The 19,056-nt window shown below is 68.6% G+C and carries 11 protein-coding genes; 5 read left to right on the forward strand and 6 right to left on the reverse strand.

Annotation, left to right across the window (positions count from 1 at the left end; translation table 11 throughout):
* Positions 1-12 precede the first annotated feature (12 nt).
* Genes ACU6P3_RS09170 through ACU6P3_RS09185 form a run of 4 tightly spaced genes read right to left on the reverse strand, consistent with a single transcriptional unit; the run spans position 13 to position 10,263 of the window.
* Entirely contained in the window at positions 13-2,139 is a 2,127-nt protein-coding gene (locus tag ACU6P3_RS09170) for a DEAD/DEAH box helicase (protein ID WP_447196691.1), read from the reverse strand.
* Positions 2,140-2,170: 31 nt separating this feature from the next.
* Entirely contained in the window at positions 2,171-3,508 is a 1,338-nt protein-coding gene (gene brxD / locus ACU6P3_RS09175; protein ID WP_447197819.1) for a BREX system ATP-binding protein BrxD, read from the reverse strand.
* A gap of 45 nt (positions 3,509-3,553) precedes the next feature.
* Complete coding sequence (gene pglZ / locus ACU6P3_RS09180; RefSeq protein ID WP_447196692.1) at positions 3,554-6,337, reverse strand: BREX-2 system phosphatase PglZ; 2,784 nt, start codon at positions 6,335-6,337, stop codon at positions 3,554-3,556.
* Positions 6,337-10,263, reverse strand: coding sequence for a DUF6079 family protein (locus ACU6P3_RS09185; RefSeq protein WP_447196693.1), 3,927 nt, complete (start codon positions 10,261-10,263; stop codon positions 6,337-6,339). The genes pglZ and ACU6P3_RS09185 overlap by 1 nt, the downstream gene beginning before the upstream one ends.
* A 261-nt stretch (positions 10,264-10,524) precedes the next feature.
* Here ACU6P3_RS09185 and ACU6P3_RS09190 point away from each other — a divergent pair, with 261 nt between their 5' ends.
* The gene (locus ACU6P3_RS09190) at positions 10,525-11,367 is read left to right on the forward strand and encodes a hypothetical protein (protein WP_447196694.1); all 843 of its coding nucleotides are present in this window, start codon (positions 10,525-10,527) and stop codon (positions 11,365-11,367) included.
* Positions 11,364-12,674, forward strand: a complete 1,311-nt coding sequence (locus ACU6P3_RS09195; RefSeq protein WP_447196695.1) for a hypothetical protein — start codon at positions 11,364-11,366, stop codon at positions 12,672-12,674. Before ACU6P3_RS09190 ends, ACU6P3_RS09195 begins: the two co-directional genes overlap by 4 nt.
* Here the strand turns inward: ACU6P3_RS09195 and ACU6P3_RS09200 are convergent.
* A complete protein-coding gene (locus tag ACU6P3_RS09200; RefSeq protein WP_447196696.1) occupies positions 12,651-13,190 on the reverse strand; it encodes an ATP-binding protein in 540 nt (179 codons plus the stop codon). The genes ACU6P3_RS09195 and ACU6P3_RS09200 overlap by 24 nt on opposite strands.
* A 170-nt stretch (positions 13,191-13,360) precedes the next feature.
* Between ACU6P3_RS09200 and ACU6P3_RS09205 the strand changes: the two genes are divergently transcribed.
* On the forward strand, positions 13,361-14,221 hold the full coding sequence (locus ACU6P3_RS09205; RefSeq protein WP_447196697.1) for a helix-turn-helix domain-containing protein: 861 nt from the start codon (positions 13,361-13,363) through the stop codon (positions 14,219-14,221).
* Positions 14,218-14,427, forward strand: a complete 210-nt coding sequence (locus ACU6P3_RS09210; protein ID WP_344278843.1) for a DUF397 domain-containing protein — start codon at positions 14,218-14,220, stop codon at positions 14,425-14,427. Before ACU6P3_RS09205 ends, ACU6P3_RS09210 begins: the two co-directional genes overlap by 4 nt.
* A gap of 50 nt (positions 14,428-14,477) precedes the next feature.
* Here the strand turns inward: ACU6P3_RS09210 and pglX are convergent, their stop codons facing one another.
* Positions 14,478-18,212 carry a BREX-2 system adenine-specific DNA-methyltransferase PglX gene (gene pglX / locus ACU6P3_RS09215; protein ID WP_447197820.1) on the reverse strand — a complete coding sequence of 1,245 codons (3,735 nt, stop codon included), beginning with the start codon at positions 18,210-18,212 and terminating at the stop codon, positions 14,478-14,480.
* Between the two features lie 474 nt (positions 18,213-18,686).
* Between pglX and ACU6P3_RS09220 the strand changes: the two genes are divergently transcribed.
* Positions 18,687-19,043 (forward strand): hypothetical protein, encoded by a 357-nt coding sequence (locus ACU6P3_RS09220; protein WP_447196698.1) that lies wholly within the window; start codon positions 18,687-18,689, stop codon positions 19,041-19,043.
* Positions 19,044-19,056 lie beyond the last annotated feature (13 nt).

The following is a 19,056-nucleotide window of genomic DNA, read 5'->3' on the forward strand; positions in this document are numbered from 1 at the left end:
CGTAGCCGCTGTTCAGTCGGCCATGGTGCTGAACCGGACCGGTTCCTTGAGTACCGCGGCGGCCCCTTCCAGGTCGGCCAGCCTCGCCGCCAGCGTCGCTTCGGCGAGGCGGCGTGGCAAGGCCGTGCTGAACTTGAGTCCCTTCAGGGCCTGTTCATGGACCGCTGGAAGGCAGAGCCGGGATGCGGCGTCAGCCACCGTCTGCTTCCATACCGGCGGAGTCAGGTCCGGGCTCAGTCGGATCCAGCAGTCATTGATGCGTTGAGCCGGGTCCGCGAGGTTTCCGAGCGTTGCGGCCAGGGTCGCGTTCGCGCGGTGGCCGGCCCATGTCCACCAACGAACATCGTCGTTCGGCTCGCGCACGATGAGCGTGCCGGCGGGACGCACGTACTCCAGGAGACGGTGACGTGCCTCGGTGAGGCAGCCTCGTGACCGACCGGTCAGCTGTACCTGCGGATCCGTGCCGAGCAGCACGTCTCGTGCGGCGCGGGTCAATGCGTACGACGTCGGCCGGATGAAGCCCACGCCGCTCCACTTCGCCTTGCCACCGCTGTCCACCGGCTCGACGAAGCAGCGGCGCCTGTTCCAGTCGATGTACGTGACCTGCCAGCTGCGGCCGGCCAGCAGGAGTCTGCGGGGCCCCTGAACGCTCTCGGTCAGCAGACTCGGATCGGTCCTGCCGATCTCGGTCAGTCCGCTCAGGACGGTGAACTCGGGGGCCGCGGTGAACACCGCGGTGAGGTTCATGAAGTGCCGGTGTCCGAAGCGTCGTTCCGCCTCGGGACCGATGAAGAGCATGCCGCCGTCCTGGTCGAGGTAGCCCTCGTCCACCAGGTGCCGCACGATCGGCTCGGCGGACTGCCCGAACGGGGCGAGGCCCGCCCACCATTCCTGCCACAGCCGGTCCCCGACCTGGTGCTCCTGCAGGCACAGCGCGAGGATCTGCTGGGCGACGATGTGCCGGGGTTCGGGCGGTGCCACCACCGGCTCGACCCAGCCGCGTGACCACTGGAGCAACAAGGCGGCAGCGGCCAGCAGTCCGCTTTCGTCGAGAGTGAGGAACAGGCAGTTGCGTGTCGAGCCCGCGCGCCGTCCGGTGCGGCCGAGGCGCTGGAGGAAGGACGCCACCGTGGCGGGAGCGTCGATCTGGATGACCCGGTCGAGGTCGCCGACGTCGATGCCCAGCTCAAGGGTGCTGGTGGACACGATGACGCAGTCCCTGGCTTCGGCGAAGGCTTCCTCGGCCCGGCGCCGTTCGTCCGCCGAGAGCGAGGCGTGCGAGAGGAAGGTCGTGACGCCCTTGGCGCGTAGCTTCTCCCCCAGTTCTTCGACGAGCCGCCGCGACTCGCAGAAGACCAGACGCTTCTCTCCGCGGTGCAGAGCCGCGATCACCGTGGCCGCGTTCTCCAGCGAGCCCACGTAGTCGAGCTGGATGTCGCCGGGGGGCACGGAGGCCGATCCGCTCACCGGCCGGTCACCGAGATGCGGAGCGACCACCCGGGCCGGACGCCTGCCCGCCTCTGCCCCCTGCAGCCAGTGCAGCAGTTCGGCCGGGTTTCCCACCGTTGCGGAGAGGCCGACCCGCTGAATGGGGCGGCCGACGATTCGCCGCATCCGTTCGAGTACGGCAAGCAGGTGCCAGCCTCGGTCGTCACCGGCGAACGCGTGCACCTCGTCCACGACGACGGCCTTGAGTCCGGCGAAGAAGGAGCGGTGGTCGACATTCGCGCTCACCAGCATCGCTTCCAGCGACTCGGGGGTGGTGAGCAGGATGTCCGGGCGCCCGGTGAGGATCCTTTTGCGTGCGGTGGCCTTGATGTCGCCGTGCCACAGCGCCGCCGTGCGACCGAGCCAGCCGGTGTACGTCTCCAGGCGCGGCAGCAGGTTGTTGAGCAGCGCTTTGAGGGGACACACGTACAGCACGGAGGTGCCGCTCCAGCGCTCGGCCGCCATCCTCGACAGCAACGGGAACGAGGCGGCCTCGGTCTTGCCGCCCGCCGTGGGAGCCAGCAGAACCGCGTCCTCTCCGGCGAGCAGGGGATCGATCGCCCGCTCCTGAAGTGGCCGAAGGCCCGGCCAGCCAAGCGTGTTGACGATGTGATGGATCAGAACCGGGTCCAGGTCGTCGATGCCGCTCACGTACGTTCCCGTCCGGAGCCGGTCATGCCGTTCACGGCAGTTCCAGTTCGATGTCGTCGGCATCGCCCGGGGCGGCCGCGGCGTTGCGCTCGACCTCGTTGAGTTCCGTGCCGGAGACGGTCAGCGCGTAGTGCAGACGGGGGTCGAAGTCGGCGAACTCGTCGACCCGGTCCAGGACGTCGGCGACCAGCTTGCGCAGGAACAGCCGTGGCGCCACCCCCACCTTCCCGCCGAGTCCGCCGGTGACGGCGGTGGCCAGTTCGCCGAGGTAGGTGTCGTCCACGCGTTGCGTGATCCGTTCGGGGTGCCGCGCCGCGGCCGCGAACAGGTCGCGTACAGTGCGTCCGAGTTCGCCCAGTCGCTCCAGGTCGAAGCCTGCCAGCCGCAGTTGTACGGCGCGGGGCGAGTCGAAGCGTGGGTCCGTGGTGAAGTCCGTGGCCAGACGCTGGGCCAGCGGGGGCAGGCGCTGGACGCCCTGCTGACCGTCGTAGAAGGCCGGTGTGCCGGTGATGACGAGGAACAGTCCGGGGAAGCGTCCGGTGTCGATCTCGTCGAGGAGTTGTCGCAGCGCGTTGAGTCCCTTTTCCCGTACGTCGCCGCGTACCCGCTGGAGTGTCTCGGTCTCGTCGAGCACGAGCAGCAGCCCGGGGTGCCCGCAGTCGCGCAGCACGGTGAGCAGTCCCTGGAGGAACCCGAGCGCGGCGAAATGGTCGAGGTCTCCGCGTACCCCGGCCGCCCGGCGAGCGGACGCGGCCACCGACTTCTGTCCGCCGATCCAGGCGATGAGGGCTTCGGCCGTGGCGCTGTCGCCCGCCGCGACGGCCTGCCGGTAGCCGCGCAGGGCCGCCGAGAAGGCGGGGGTGGTTCGTGCCACGTCGGCGAGCCGTCGCTCCATCAGTTCGTCGACGGCCTTCGCCAGTGCCTCGGCGTCGCCCTCTGCCACGTTTCCCGCGTCGAGGACCTCGTCCTCCAGGCCGTAGAACCACGAGTCGATGATCGCCCGCAGCGCGCTGGCCTGGTGGGTGGCGGTGGTCAGGCGCTCGGTGAGCCGTCGGTAGACGGTCTCGAGCCGGTGGAGGGGTGTTTCGGTCTCCGAAATCTGTACTTCGGCCGTGGCAAGCCCCGCCCTCTTGGCGCGTTCTGCCAGCCAGCGGGCGAAGAACGTCTTGCCGGAGCCGTATTCGCCGCGAATGGCGTGGAAGGCGGCGCCGCCGCCCTTGACCGTCTCCAGGTCGTCGTCGAGTGCGGCCGTGAACCGGTCGAGTCCTACGGCGAACAGGTCGAGCCCCGCCTGTGGCACGGTACCCCGCCTCAGCGCGTCGACGACTTCTCGACGACGGGCCGCACTCACGGGGGGCTGTGCGCTGATCACGTCCGGCTTCCTTCCACGGTCACGTTCCGTATCCTTCCACGGTCACGTCCGTCTCTTCTCCAGCTGGAACTGCGTACGCAGCAGGTGGACATCGAGCCGGACGGTGTGCCCCGAGTCGATGAGGCCGAGCACCGGGTATCCCTCGACGTTCAGCAGCCGCTGCAGGGTGGCGATGAAGCCGTCCATGTTGCGCCTGACGCGGTCGCCGGCGGACACGGCGGCGGCGAGGGCCGCGGGGGACATGGTCTCGCCTGCCTCGGCGAGTGCGTCGATGACGGCGGCGACGACGGGCCGGTCGGGTTTCCTGCGGACGTACTCGGCCTGTGCCGCGTACACGTCACTGGCCACGACCTGGGCACCCAGCGTCGCGGGGGCCGGCGGGGGCTGGGACGTGGACGGCTCGCGTTCGACCTCGGCCGGGGTGAAGAGGCCCTCACCCGCCTGTGCCGCCCGTTTCCTGGCGGTCCTGGCCTTCGCCACCGGAGCGGGTGCGGAAAGCGTGACGGGCTCCGGCCAGGTCTCCTCCGGTACCCGGCCCTGGACCCACCACGAGGGTGTCGCCCCTTCCCTCGGGAGAACTTCCCAGCCCTTGGGCAGGACATCCAGGGCGGGCAGCAGCACCAGCAGAGGCACTGTCACCTCGGCCAGCGACGCACCGCCGTGGTAGCCGGCCTTCCGCGGCGTGTACCGGATGTCCTCCCGCCAGGGAGCGACGATCGTGCCCCCGCCTTCCAGAACGCGCGGTCCCGAGAGGACGGTCTCCCCGTCCTCGGCGCTGCTCCCGGTGCGCCAGCGGGACGACTCCGCCCCACTCGCCCTGGCGGGTCCGGGACGCGCGCCGCGTTCCAGCACATGGCCGTGATCCGCGACCAGCAGGACAGGACGCCCGTAGCCTTTGGCCGCGGCCAGCAGCTCGCGCATGAAGGTGATGTCGTTGATCCGCCACTGCGTGCGCTCACCCTGCTGTCCATGGTCGAGGGCGTCGTCGATGGTGTTGAGGACGACCCCGACCACCGCGGTCGAGGCGAGGGCGGAGACCAGCTCCTCGGCCAGCCGATGTCCGGACGGGCCGCCTATCGTCGCCTTGTGGAACAGCACGCCGACGGCGCTTCGCTGCTTCCAGAACTCGGCGAAGCCGGCCGTCTCCTTGGACTGCCCACCCGTGTCTGCCTTGCCGGTGAGCAGTGAGGTCCGGCTGATCCTGGTCACCGAGGGCAGCATGGAAACCGCCGCGTCGCGCTGCGCCGACCGCCCGGCGGGCGGGGCCGGCACCGCTTCGATCCACCCCTCGCGCTCCGCCTCTTCCCCGAGTTGCACGGCTGCCGCACTGCTCATGCCGTCGATCAGCAGAATCAGCGGACTCGTCGACCGCGAGTGAAGGCGGGCGGCGCGTTCGGTCAGCACGTTCTCGACGAGCAGGCAGCCGCCCGGGTTCTGCTGGACGGCGGTCCGGGTCCAGCCCGCGAGGCGCTGTGCGAACTGTTCGTCGAGCACGTCCCTGCGGGCACGGGCGGTGTCGTGCAGCGTGCGATACGCCTGGCCCGCTACCACGTCCCCGACCGGGTCACCCGACCACAGGACGTTCAACGCCCGGTCCACCCAGCCCCACTCGGCGAGATGCCGGCGGACCCCGGAGGCGACGGACTCGACGCGGGGCTCTTCGGTGGACAGCCAGCGCGCGACACGTACAGCCATCTCGGCGACGGCGACACGGTCCGCGTTCAGCGCCGCCAACGCGTGTTCGCGCAGGTCGGCGAGGGCCGCTTCGGCCTGCCCGGGAGAGACGGCCAAGGCCGCCGCGAAGGACCGCAGTTGAGCGGTGAAGCTGGTCAGCAGAAAGCGGCTGCCGCGCAATGCCCGGGTCAGGCCGGCTTCCTCGGCGAGACGGTCGGCGCGGTCGATGACGGAGAACACCCGTTGTCCGGCGGCCTCGTTGTGCCGTGCCTCGCCGATCCACCGGGTGAGGGTGCCCGCCACCGCGTCACTGAAGGCGAGAATGTCGGGCCGACGTACCTGGCCGAAGAGCCCGCCGACGGCGAACACGGTGTCCGGCTCGGTGGCCGGGTCGGCCATCGCCGCCGCGAGCAGCCCGCGGGCCATGGCGTCCTGTCCCCGCCCGTCCTCGACGAGTGACATCAGGACGGGCACAGCCGCCCCGGCTGTTTCGCCGAGCCATTCCTTGATCTTTCCCCGCTCCACGGCATCCAGTTCGAGGAACCGGGTGGGCCCGGCCGACGTGCGGGACCAGGCGAGCATGGCGTCGGCGTCGATGGCGAGGCCGGCGGTGCTCTCCCCCTCGACGACGCGGTCCAGCCCGAGGCGCGCGACGACCAGTGCCTTGACCGCCGCGTCCCGGGTGAGCAGGGACCCGGAACGCGGCCAGCCCTCGTGGGGTTCCGCGTCCAACAGCGCTTCGAGCAGCCACGGTTCGCCGTACAGCCGGGAGTCGAGTTCGCGCACGCCGAAGCGCTGCTTCACGATCTCTGCCTTCTCGACCGTGAGGGTGCGCCGTTTCACGGCGTGTCCGCGCACGTCCCAGCCGAGCTGCTCGTCACCGATCCCGGTGGTCACCACGAGTACGTCGGCGTCGCGGGCCCGGTCGGACCGGTGCTGTTGCCAGGCGTCCACGATGCCCAGCACGGATGTCTGGTCGCTGACATGGACCCGGCGGGGCTCGCCGCCGATCTTGGCGGTGAAGACGTCGGGCGCCGTGTCGGGGTAGCGCCCGTGCACCAGCATCAGGCGCCGGTCGCGCAGACCGGCCGCGTACGTGTCGAGGAGTGCCTCGATGGTGAGCCGGTTGACCTGCGGCGGGGGTGTGGACATCAGCGGGCGGCTTCCTCGTCCGCTGTGCCCTGCCCCTCGGCGGGCACGGGCCGCCAGGCGATCTCGATGCGCACGCCGGGATGCGCGGCGGCGTACGAGCGGATCTCGTCCCGCACATCGGCGATCGCGTCGGTCAGCGCCGACTCGAGGCCGGTGGGGCGCGTCGTGTCCACGACGTGCGGCGCGCTCGGGCCGCGTACCGGAGCGACCGCCGGGGAAGCCTCCGGTCCCGGCTCGTCGAATCCCAGCTGGGGCGGCGGGTCGGACGGCACCGCGGGCCGGCCGTGCCGGGTCAGGCTGATGTCCTCCGGACCCGGCTCCGGCTTCGGCGGCAGCACGACGGGCGGGTGGGCGACCGTCGCAAGCCTCGCCGCCTCCGTGACCAGCGCCACCGACTCGTCCTGCAGCCGGCTCAGCACCGGTACGAGCGATCTGGCCTGCTCGTGATCGTTCACGGTGTCGTGGAGCGCGGTGATCAGCCGCTCGGCCTTGTCGCCGACGCCGTCGTTCCGCTCGGCGAAGCCGCGCACGCTCCTCAGCAGAGGCCAGTTGGTGTCGTCGAGCGCCGCCAGCACCGCGGGTGCCTGCTTGATCGCGGCGCTCAACTCCCGGTCGGTCACGTCGTACGCGACCGCCGCGAGTTCCCTGACCAGACAAGTCCCGTCGCCGGTACGGGAGAGCCGGGCGATCAGGTCGGCAGCGGCCCGCATGGAACGCATCCGGTCCGCGTCCGGGCCGGTGACGCCGAGGTCCGCGGCATGCTTGTCCAGAGAGCGTCGGACTCCCACGACGGCCGCCTCATGAGCGGCCGCGACAGCCCGTACCCCGGACTCCAACGAGGCGACGTTGCGGGCGAAGAGCACCGGCTGAGCGGAGACGCCGAAGATCGCCCCGGCTCGGACGCGAGCGGCGGCGAACTCCTCCTCGCTGGGCAGTTCGACCGCGCGCAGTCCGTATCCCGGTCCGATCCGCTCCAGGTCGGGGGCGGGCACGGGAGTCGTCTGGTGCACCCAGGTGCGGTCGTCCAGCAGCGCGTAGGTGGCGATGATCAGGCTGGAGATGTTCTTGTCGAGGCCCTCGAAGCCCAGCTCGGCGATCCAGCGCCGGATCTCCTCGACGGCGAGCTCCGGCCCGGCCTTGGCGTCGGCGGCCTTCTGGTTGATCTTCAGACGCCAGTCGTTGAGAAGGTTCAGCGGTCCGTCGTGCACTTCGCCCAGTCCGAGCGGGTGCACGATCTTCCTGACGACGGCCAGGTGGTGCCGATCGACCACGGCCCGTCGCGAGCCGTCCTTCATCGCGTTACCGATCCACTCCAACGCCGTCTTGAGTTCCCTGGTGGTCACCGCCTTACGGGTCAGCCCGGGGTCGAAGTCCGGATGCTTCGGGTAGAGGGCGGCGAACATGCCGTCGGCGAGCGCGTACAGGTTCTGCTCGAAGCTGAGCCCGGCCTGCGGCCTGGGCCGGGAGTACCTGGGTTCGAGCGACCACACGTGCTGGTTGTCCGGCACCTCGGCACCGACGCTGCCGGGGTCGGGCTTGCTGATCCCGTACAACTGCTGCAGTACGGCGATCAGTTGTGAGGTCAGGTTCTCGCTCTGCGCCTTGAGCTGGTGGCGGATCTGGATCCGCTCGTCCTCGGACTTGGTGGCGGTGTGGTCGTCGAGGCGGTCCCGTTCCAGCAGGTAGTTGATCTTCAGAAGGCGGCCGAGCTGGCCGGACTTCTGCTCGGAGAAGAAGTCGGGCAGCCAGATGACGGTGCGGGCGTACTTGCCCTCCTGCTTCATCTTCTCGATGCGGCGGACATCGTCACTCGGGAAGTGCTTGTCGTCGAAGGGGTAGTCGAGGACGAACCGGATGTTCCCCTCGGTCATCGGCCGGAACTGCTCGTCGGGCAGATGCGGGTCGCAGACGTTGCCGAAGACGAACTCGGCGGTGCGTTTCGTGCCGCGCCAGACGATCTCGCGCTCGCTGACGAAGCCCTGGGCGTCGCCGATCCCCAGCTCCGTCCACAGCTTGTCCTTGATCCACTGCCGTCGCTTGCCGGGGTTGTCCTCGCTGCCGACCTCGTCGAGCAGCGGCTCGATGTCGAGGTCGGACAGGTGGAGGTGGAAGACCGGGTCGGCGCTGCCCTCGCTGCGCAACTCGCCGAACTCTCCCTGGAGTTCCTTGAGCCGCTTGGCCGCCGCGGTGCCGGCCGAGCCGAGCCGCACCTTGATCGACCCGTGGTTGAGCGCGGCGAGCCGCTCTCCGGTGAGCCGGGCCAGGGCGGGGACGTTGGGCGCGAGGGCGGCGAGCAGCAGCGTCTTGATGAGCCGCTCGTCCCCCTTGAACAGAGGGCTGTCGGCCGAGCCGTACTTCTCCGACAGATAGGCCACCACGCGCGCGTGGAAACGTTTGGCGGTCTCGGCCTCCTTGCGCAGGCGCGCGGTGAACGCCTCGCCGGTGCCGTCCAGGATGACGTCCCACAGGTCTCCCAGCGGGATGAGTTCGCCGAGCTTCAGGTCGTCGCGGCGCCGGGACAGAGCCTCCTGGACGAGCTTCAGGCCGGTGCGCTCGCGCTGGAGCGCGCCCGCGAGTTCGACCAGGACATTGAGGAAGGCGGGCGAGAGGGGGTAGACCTCCCGGAAGTCGTCCCACGAGGCCTCGGTACGCCCATGGGCGTCGAGCAGAACCTGCCGCACCTCGTCCTTGGAGGACTCGACCGCCGCGAAAGCCTCGTCGCGCGCGCCTTCCATGCCGGCTCTCGGAGCGAGCACCCGGTGCTTGATGATCTCGATGAGGTTGCTGTCCTCGAGGTCGACGACATCGATGCGGCCGGCGAGGTACTCGACCTGCTGTTCCAGGTTCTGCACCTCGGCCCCGGCCACGTCCGAGCCGATCAGCTGGGAAAGGTCACGCTGGCGGGAGATGAAGGAGATGATCGGCACGGGCCGGTCGCTGTCCCCGGACTCGATCAGCTTGACCAGCTTCTGCACCTGGTCGCGTACGAAGTCCTGCTCCCCCATGTGGGCCTGGAGCCAGAGGATCAGCTCGTCCAGGAACAGCACGATCCCGTCGTACCCGAGCATCCGGGCATGGCGGGAGACGACCGCGAGCCCGTTCTCCAGCGGAACGAAGGCATCCTTGTCGCCCCGCGCCCCGGTGCCGTACGAGGCCATGGGGCCGGAGAGGAGCGCGGAGACCAGGGCGTCGCGATGCGGGTCCCCGGCGGGTGCGGCGAAGGCGCGGTCGAGGTCGGCGGTGGTCCACGTGGCGGGCGATGCCATGCTCGCGGCGGCTTCGAGGCCGCTGGTGTCCAGGTCGCTCGTGTCGAGGTCGTCCTCGTCGTCGGCCGCGGCCACGGCACCACTCGGAGCGACGACCACGTCCCCCGACCCGAGCCATTGCGTGAACTTGCCGTCGTCCGCGAGGAACGCGCGCTGCTTGCGGGCGTCCGCCAGCGCGGCGTCCGCCCGGTAGACGGCGGGCGTCGGCTCGTCGGGGTGCAGCTTGCGTACGGTCGCCACGTACCCGCCGAGCAGCGCCGAGTCCAGGTCTGCCGAACCGACCAGGTGGTAGGGCACCATCAGGAACTTCTTCCGGCGCAGCCAGTCGTCGTGCGGGGCGATGACTTCCTGGAGCCGCTCCTTGCGCCGGGCGGCGGGATGGTTGTTGAGCACCGCGTGCAGCACGGTCAGGAAGTGGCTCTTACCGGCGCCGAACGATCCGTGCAGATAGGCGGCGTGCGAATTGCCGGTGCGGACGGCCGCCCCGACGAGACTGAGCGCCTGCTTGAACGCCTCCTGGAGCTGGTCCGTGACGACGTACTCCGCCACCCGGGCGTCGGTCTCGGTGAAGCCTCCGGAGAGCTCCACCTTGAAGTCGCCGGCATGGACGTCTTCCTTGATGTCGATGACATCCCGCAGGAAGAGATCGCTCGTGGGCATCAGGGCTCTCGTTCCCTCACTCGGCTGCAGTCGGGCCCCGTCCGCACACGGAGCAAGGTCCCATCTTGCCAGTCCAGCGGCGATACGGACCGGGCAGGAGTCAATCTCCGCGACGGCCCGACCACGGTGCGTACACATCCACTTCACCTTCATCACCTTCCGTAACAATTTGCTGGATATGACCGAGTCGCGCCCTACCCGCACGCGCCACCCACTGCTGCACTGGAGCTGACGATGGCCGGATCGGGGGAGGCGGGCGGCATGGGTACGTCCACGCGCTGGGAAGGACCGCGCTGGTCCGGTCTGTACAGCCGCCTCGCGCGTTGGGACCCGGACCGCTCCGACACCGGCGCGACGGCCACCGCCGCGATAGCCGCGCTCCAAGGCGCCTGCCGTGCCGACCCGTCGGCGTTAGGGCTGCGGGATGCCGCGTGTGCGGCCGGGGTGCGGCTGGCCGACGCGATGGAGGCCCTGGGGGCGTCGGGCCCGAGCGGCCTGCTGAACAAGGGTCCGGCTCACGAGGATCTCGGGTCCGAGGAAGAGGGGCCGGTACTCGACTGGCGGGACCCGGCTGACGCGTTCGTCGCCGAGCTCACTCGTCGCGTCGGCGGCGAGGGTGGCACGGTGGTGGACGCGGCCCTGCGCCGTGCCGTCGCCGCGTCGGCTCGGCGACTGCTCACCACGCACCCCGAGATCCGGGAGTCCCTCTCCGCCCCGGACGGGCCGAGCCAGGGCAGGGGCCTGGCAGGCGACCTGCTCTGCCTCCTCTACCGGTGGTTCTTCGCGGACCTCGTCACCGAGTTCCTGCGCGCGGTCATCGCCGAGAAGATCAGACTCACGGTTCCCGTGCTCGACGTCCTCGACTCGGAGGGCCGGATCGCCGACGGTGTCGCCGAGCGGATCATCGCGCTGATCCCCGATCCCTGCGAGGAGGCCGAGGCACAGGCGGCGGACGCCGCGAAGGCCGCCCTGTCCGCGCACGACGCCTCGGCGGACGTGGACGTCCCGCTCTCCGACGTGGCCAGGCGCCTGGTCCCGGGCGTGGTCGGCAAGATCCTCGGCTTCGCCGTCGACGCCCACGGCGAAGAAGGGGTTCCCGTATGACACCGGCTCCCGGTCCGTTCCACTTCTGGTGGCGCTCGTACGACACCGAGTCGCCCGCGGGGCCCGAGTGGCACTCGATCGGTGTCAGCGGCATCCAGGAACGCGAGGAACGCCTCACAGGTCACCATCTCCTGTACGGCCCGGCGCCCGCCTGGGCCGACGACCTGCTGCGCATCTCCCGCGCCGTCTTCCTGGCGGACAAGCACGCCGCCCGGAGCCGGAGCGAGGACCGCTGGACCCGCGCATTCCGGCTCTCGGTGCCCGTCTCGGATCCGGACCTGTGGGCGCCGGCGGCTTCCGGCCCGCTGCCCGCCCTGCTCCAGACGTTGACCGCCGACGTGTGGGACGTGTCCCTCCGCCGGATGCGGGCGGCCCCGCAGCAGGGCGCGTTCCCGGCCGGCGAGGACTGGCGGGCCCGGGAGGTGGCCCTGTTCTCCGGCGGCCTCGACTCGTTGAGCTGGGCGGCGACGCGTGCCGCTGTGCCCGGTCAGGGGATGCTGCTCCTGGTGACGTACGCCGAGAAGAACGTCGAGGACGTACAGCGGGAGGCCTACGCCGCCGTGAAGGAGCTGGGCAAGCGATCCGGCCGCCGACTGTGGCAGATCACCGCCGGCCAGACTTCCGGTGGTCGGGACGGCACGGTGGTGGAACACACCTCCCGTCCACGCGGCCTGCTCTACACGTCCACCGCCGTGCGGTTTGCGGCAGCCGACGGCGTCGCCACCGTCCAGGTCCCGGAGAACGGTCAGATCGCCCTCAACCCGCCGTTGAGCGCGGCGCGTTCAGCGGCGCTGTCCACCCGATCCGTACACCCTCGGACTCTCCATCTCCTCAACAAGGTGATCGAATCCGTGGGTGGCCGGGTCAGGGTCGAGAATCCCCTGGCCGGCCATACGAAGGGCGACGTCTGTCGCGCCGCGATCAAGGCCTGCCTCCCGGAGGCCTCCCTGGAACGCACCCTGAGCTGCGGCGCCTCGCCCCGGCGCCTCCGCGGCCTCCCCCACGTCAACTGCGGCACCTGTTACCCCTGCCTGATACGCCGGGCGGGCCTGCTCAGCGCCATGGACTCGGACGACACTCCGTACGAGACCGCCCCCTGGCGCCCCGGCCTCAGCGATGACCGGATCCGGCACTGGCGCGCGCTTCAGGGTTGGCTGGCCCGGGAGTACTCCGCTCTCGACCTGATCGGTGACCTGCCGCTGCCGCCGGGGAGCCGTACGGGAGAGTGGCTGAGCGTCGTGCAGCGGGGGCGGGTTGAACTGCGCGCGCTGGTCGAGTCGGCGTCAGGGGCGAGGGACGTGGCGTGAGGAGTCCGTCGCGGGCTCGCCCTGGGCGAGCAGATCGGGAGAGCCGGTCAAGTGGGCTGTCGGCAGCGGCACTCCGGTCAAGTGGGCCGCCGACAGCGGCACTTCCGCCCAGATGGTCTTGCCGATACTCCGCTCGGTGATCCCCCACGCCTGTGACAGTGCCTGCACGAGGAGCAGGCCGCGCCCGGACTCCGATTCGGGGGACGGCCGCTCGACCTGTCCGGGCGTGGGTGGCCGGCGTTCGGTGCGGGTGTCGGTGACTTCGATGCGGAGAGTGTCGGCGCTGAGCCGGAGACGCAGTTGGAAGTCCCGCCCTGGTACGTGACCGTGGGTGACGGCGTTGGCGGCCAGCTCGGCAACGACGTGGGCGACGGTGTCGGATACATCACTGCCGTACGGGATTCCCCATGCGTCGAGCTGATGGAGCGCCAGCCGCCGGGCGAGGCGGGCGCCACGCCGGGTAGCCGAGAGGCGTTGGGTGAAGTCACATAGAAGGGTGGAGATTTCGGCGTTCATGTAACAAAGCGTGTCCGAACGACTCTAGGGTGACCAGTAACGACGTCGGTACGCAGCGTGATCTGTCCGGGCGCGGTGACAGCGTGTCCGGGTGGCCGGGCGTGACATGAGCGATGGGGACGTCGTTGGGTACGGGCAGGCGGGCAGGCGTGCGGTCGGAGGTGGCGGACATGACGGTCGGGGCGGGTCAGTCGGGCAGTGGAACCGAGGACCAGGACTGGGAGGTCGACGAGGGCTCTGCGGATGTCCTCAAAATGGTGGGCAAGCAGGTCAAGCTGTGGCGCGAGCGGGCGGGCCGGACGCAGGCCGAGCTGGGCGCGGCCATCGGGTATGGCGAGGAGCAGGTGTCTTCGGTGGAGCGGGGGCGCCGGGTTCCGAAGCCGGAGTTTCTGGACGCGGCAGATGACGTGCTGGGCGCGGGTGGGATGTTGGCCGCGTTCAAGGAAGATGTGGAGCGGGCTCGGTATCCGAAGAAGGTTCGGGACTTGGCCAGGCTGGAGGCGGATGCGGTTGGGTTGGGCGCGTACGGCAACTCCGTCGTCCACGGGCTGCTGCAGACTGAGGACTACACTCGGGCACTCTTCCGCATGAGGCGGCCACTTCTCGACGAGGAGACGATCGAGCGTAATGTGACCGCCCGCATGGCCCGCCAGGAGATCTTCAACCGTTGGCCTGCACCGATCCTGAGTTTTGTCCAGGAAGAGGTCACGCTGCGCCGCCCACTTGGTGGCAGGATGGTGCTGCGAGGACAGCTCGAACGACTGTTGGAAATTGGACAGTTGCGCAACGTCGAGATCCAGGTGATGCCAACCGATCGCGATGATCACGCGGGGATCGGCGGCTCGTTCCAACTCCTGGAGCCCAGGCAAGGCCCGAAGGCTGCACACGCCGAAGTTCAACAGATCAGTCGAGTGATCGTCGACCGGAAAGAAGTCAGCGAACTTGAAGCCCGCTATGGGATCATCCGGGCCCAGGCGCTCACTCCGCGAGAGTCGTTGGCGTTCATTGAGAAAATGCTGGGAGAGACATGAAGACCAAGCCCTCGACCGACCGCAACGCCGACCTTGTGTGGCACAAGAGCAGCTACAGCACCAACGAGGGACCAGAGTGCGTCGAAATAGCGGCCTCCCTTGACACCGTCCACGTCCGGGACTCGAAGAACCAGCAGGGCCCCCGGCTCGCCTTCGGCCAGGCCGAGTGGTCGGCGTTCATCCCGTACGCGGCCAACGGCGGCTGATGTGGCAGAGGTGGCCCCGAGCGAGCCGCAGCCACCTCTGCATTGAATTCCTACTCGCCGAGGGCCGACTGCCCGGCGGAGACCGTCTCCTTGGGGGCGGTCTTCTTCTTGGCCCGCGTCTTCTCCGGCCGCCAGGCCCGCAGGTCCGCCTCGCTCACCTGGTGCTTGGCGCACAGCTCCTCGAAGTACGCCTGGTAATCGTCGGCGGGCACGCCCTCCCACTCCTCGTCGTACTCCCCGTGCCACTGCCGCACCCACGGCATGACTTCGAGCAGCCCTGCGAGCAGCGGCTTGATGCGATCGGTGTCCCAACCCGCCTGCTTCGTACGGTCGTCGACCAGGTTGAACAGCGCCTGAGCCTGGTCCTTGTGGTCCCAGCCGGCCCAACCGAGCAGGATGGTCGGATCAGCGTCCGGGCTCGCCCCCAGGTAGGAGATAAAGCGCTCCTTGGGAACATCGAGCTTTCCGCGGTTGGACCAGTACGACTGCTTGAGGAAGTCGGATCCCTTGTACTTCGGCGGCACGGGGATATCGAGCCGCTGGCCCGTCCGATCCTCCTCGCGCTGCAGCTCCCAGACCTGCTCCCACTGTTCGCGATTACGGAGCCCGGAGTCCTTGTAGCGGAGGGCTGCGAGGTACGGGACATGCTCGGCGTCGACGACCTCAGCGAGCACGTCCGCGAGGGGCAGGTCCGGCTTGCCCATGTGGTCGGCTGCGTAGAGCTGGGCGACAGAGTTGAAGTCCGCGTCATCACGCAGTGCGTCGGCGAGCTGGCTGACGGTCAGCGTGCGCGGCTGCTTGATCCCGTCCCGGAGGGCGTACCAGAGACTCGGCTCCTCGATGCGGTCCAAAAGCCACGTCCGCAGGGCCGCCCTCTCCTTCTTCTCCCACGGATCACCAGCCCAGCGCCGCTTGTACTCCGGGCGCTCGATGAGGGCGATGTCCTTGCGGGAGTTGATGATGTCGATGCGGGCTTGAACGATGTCTCGGTACCAGTCGGGCCAGCGGGCCGGGAGCTCTGCGACGGGAGACGAGCCATGCCGCGCAAACCACTGTTCCACCGCTTCGTCGGCTGCCACTTTCTCGGCAATCACAAGCTCGAAGGCCCGCTCCCCGAGATGGACTTCTGGCATAGCGGTCGTCACGGGCGATGGGATGGTAGTCCGGGCGATCTCTGCATCGGACAGCAACCCGTACAACCCATACACACGCCAATCCAGTTCCTCTTGGAGAGCGATCATGTGCTGATAGATTCGCGCATTTTCAGTTCGCGCAGCGTTGAGATTTGCGCGGGAGGGTGTGCCACTATCACCGACGGCCAAGGGCTCCACCTTAACCAGTTCCCGCGCCAAGGCATCAAGCAGACGCCCCAGAGTCAAGGGCAACTGCGCAGGCAGGGGAAATTCCTGAAGCTTAGCTCCGGTGAACTCATAGTAACTCTCCCACGCAAATCTGCCGGTCGACCTCTCACCTCCTCGATTCCCCTTATCTTGACTAACTTGCTTCAGCCAGAAACAAGCCACCGAAGAATTAAGCGTTCCCAGCAGCCCAAGAAAATCTTCCTCAGTCGACCCGACCGGTAGCTTGATCACTGGGGCATGCGCATCGAACACTTTCCCTCCACGATCAAGCGTGAAGTGAAGGTGTGTCGCGACATTGGCAAATGTAATCGAGAGGGGGGTATCATACGCCGATTTCGTATGCTGCATGTACTCCCACCATGCACGTCCGGCATCTTCCATCACCCCTTGAAACGTTCGACGTGCAGCAAGGAGCGTCCTCATGGGCCAAAGTTCCGCTTGCATCCCGTCGCGCACGGCCCCATCTTCGGCGTATGGATACCAGGTGAAGTCGAGGTCACTCAACCCCCAGTCTCTGACATTCTCCCCACGCACAATGGGGCGCATCATTTCGACATCAGAATCTTTATGCAGGGTGTGGCGCCGAGATCGCGAAAAAGCATCGTCAGATCCAGCCCTAATGGCGCGACCAATAGGCGATTCAATTTTCTCCCTGAGCCTCCCTGATCCAGCCTCAATCATTCCCTTTACTTCAGCTTTTCCACCCCCGCCGAGACTCCACGGATGACAAGAAAATCGCGACCTTTCCACATCATCGACTGAGATCCAGTCCGAATCACTCCCCGGGGTGTCAAATTGTCGAGAGATCGCCTTCCAGACAAGTCCCTCCGCAGGAACGGAAGGCTCTACAGGTTCACCGCGATTACTCAGCACGGCGCGGACCTTCGAGCTAGCGGACGGGAGCCTGTTCCTCCCCACAAGCATTACGGTTGGCGTCCCATGCCCGGGGATGTATGCGGCCGAGGTGTCGATAATACGCAGGAGGTCGATCCCGGTTCGCTCCCCTGTAAAGAATCCCTCGATCAGCTTCTTACCAAATTCACGCTTCATAAATGAGTTAGCTGTGATCTGACCGACGAAGCCACCACCTCCTGAAGCGCCGCCGGCTCCACGTAGCGCCAGCTCGAACAACCGCTGCGCAAACGGAACCGACAACGCATATGTGCCCGCACATGCATCAAACGCAGCCCGATAATTCGCGTTCTCCTGCTTGTCCTTCACCGTGATGTACGGCGGGTTCCCCACCACTACGTGATACGAGGCCCGCCCCAGCAGATTCACCCGCCCCGCGAACTCCCCCACATCCTCCGTCGCGTACTGGAACGCCGCCCCGTCACCGCCCCCCTCCTCGGCGAGCAGCGTGTGCAGATCGGTCTGGATACCCGTCGCCCCCCGCCCATGCAGCAGCGAATCCCCCACCGCCACATTGATCGGGAACGCCGGCGCCTCAGCCAGCCGCCGCGCACCCGCCTCCTTCATCGCCGCGACCAGCAGCCGGAACCGGGCGATCGAGGCCGCGAACGGGTTCTTGTCGCACCCGTGCACCGACTCCAGCGCCCGCCGTACCAGCGCCCACTCGTCCGTCCCCGGCTCGGCGGCCCGCCACTTCTCCACCAGGCGACCGAAGATCCCCAGCAGGAAGTGCCCCGACCCACACGCAGGGTCGATCGTCCGCAGCCCGCCCTCCGGGGACAGCCCGAACTCCTCGATCGCCGGCTCAAGCGTGAGGTCGAGGATGAACTCCTCCACGAACTCCGGGGTCTGCAGCAGCGCGTACGTCTTGCGGGCGTGCTCGCTCAGGTCCTGGTACAGGTCGCCCAGGAAACGCGTGTCCCACTCCGGGTCCGTGAAGTCGTACAGGATCTCGCCGTCCGCGCCCCTGCGCCGCCAGAAGGACAGCAGCTCAGTCGCCGCCTCATAGCTCGGCGTGAGACCCCACAGCGGGTTGTGCGCGCGGTCGAACAGGCCGGCCGCCGTCTCGTTCGAGTCGGCCAGGTGCTGGAAAGCCTCCTCCAGCCAGTCCCGGTTGTTGAGGTGCGGCTTCTCCCGGAAGAACGCCTCGTGACGCTCCTCCGCGTCCCGAAGCCGGTCCCCCGGCCCCGCCAGGTACGGCCACTCGATCAGCCGGTTGTCCTCGCAGAACCGTACGAAGACGCAGCCCAGCACCCACGCCGCAGCGGCCTGCGTGACCCGCTCGTCGCGCCACGCGCCGTACGTCGCCGCGGTCCGCTTCCCCTCGCGGGCTCGCGCGTACTCGGCCTCAAGCCTGGTGCGGAAGTCCTCGACGGACTCGCTGCGCTCCCGCAGATCGTCTTCCAGGGCCGTGACCTGCTTCTTCAGGTCCTTGAGCAGGGCCGCCCCGCTCACACCCGCACCCGCACCCGCACCCGCACCCGCACCCGCGACAGTCGTCACTCTTCGCATCCCTCTCGCACCGCAGCGCCACCCACCGCAGACCGGCAGCTCAGCTCTCCATCCTGCCAGCCCCATCAGCACCTCAGTCCGCGAACGACATCCGAGCAGTCGCGGAATCGAGCACCGGGCGTGCCACTCGCCCATCTCGCCTCCCGCCCCCAGCACCGCTGGTGTCGCGACGCAGCGCCCTGGACGAGAACGCGGATGACGCCTCACGGGCCCGCTACCGCCTGGATGCCCGGCTCGAAGAGCACGTCCGCCATGCCCAGTGGCTCATTGCCCACCGGTTCCTGTCTCCGCCGGAGCTGGATCCATCACTCAAGCGAAGCGCCTCAGATGCCGACCCGGTCGCCCTCGCGGGCGCCGCGCGCAGAGCGCTGGGGACCCCTTCCGGACCACTCGGCTCGCTTGCCGATGTCGTTGAACACCTAGGGTCCGTTGCGAAAGCGGATCTTGTTCGTTGGTGATCACGTCCTGTGGGACGTGATCATCGTCGAGGAAGACCATGCCCCGAGGGCAGCCATGCTCGATCTGGCGGCCTCCTATCGGATGTCCTGGAGTGCGGTAGTACGCAGGGCACGCCGCCTGGAGCTGATCGACAAAGCAGAAGCACAGCGGCAGCAGGCGGATACGCCGGTCCGGGGCGACTTCCTGGCGGCACACGGCAGTCAGCCGGTTCCCGATCTCGAGATCGGAGCCACGGGTACCGAGTGGCGAAAGGCGGCTCTCTCCGCCTGGGCCCAAGGAGCCGTCGCAGCCCCCCGCACCGTCGAGCTGCTCTACGGCGCGGGGGGCGAAGACGAACTCCCCAGCCGAAACTTGGAGGAATGCCTGTCGTGACCGGGGCCCCGCC

It is taken from the genome of Streptomyces hebeiensis (assembly GCF_052983195.1).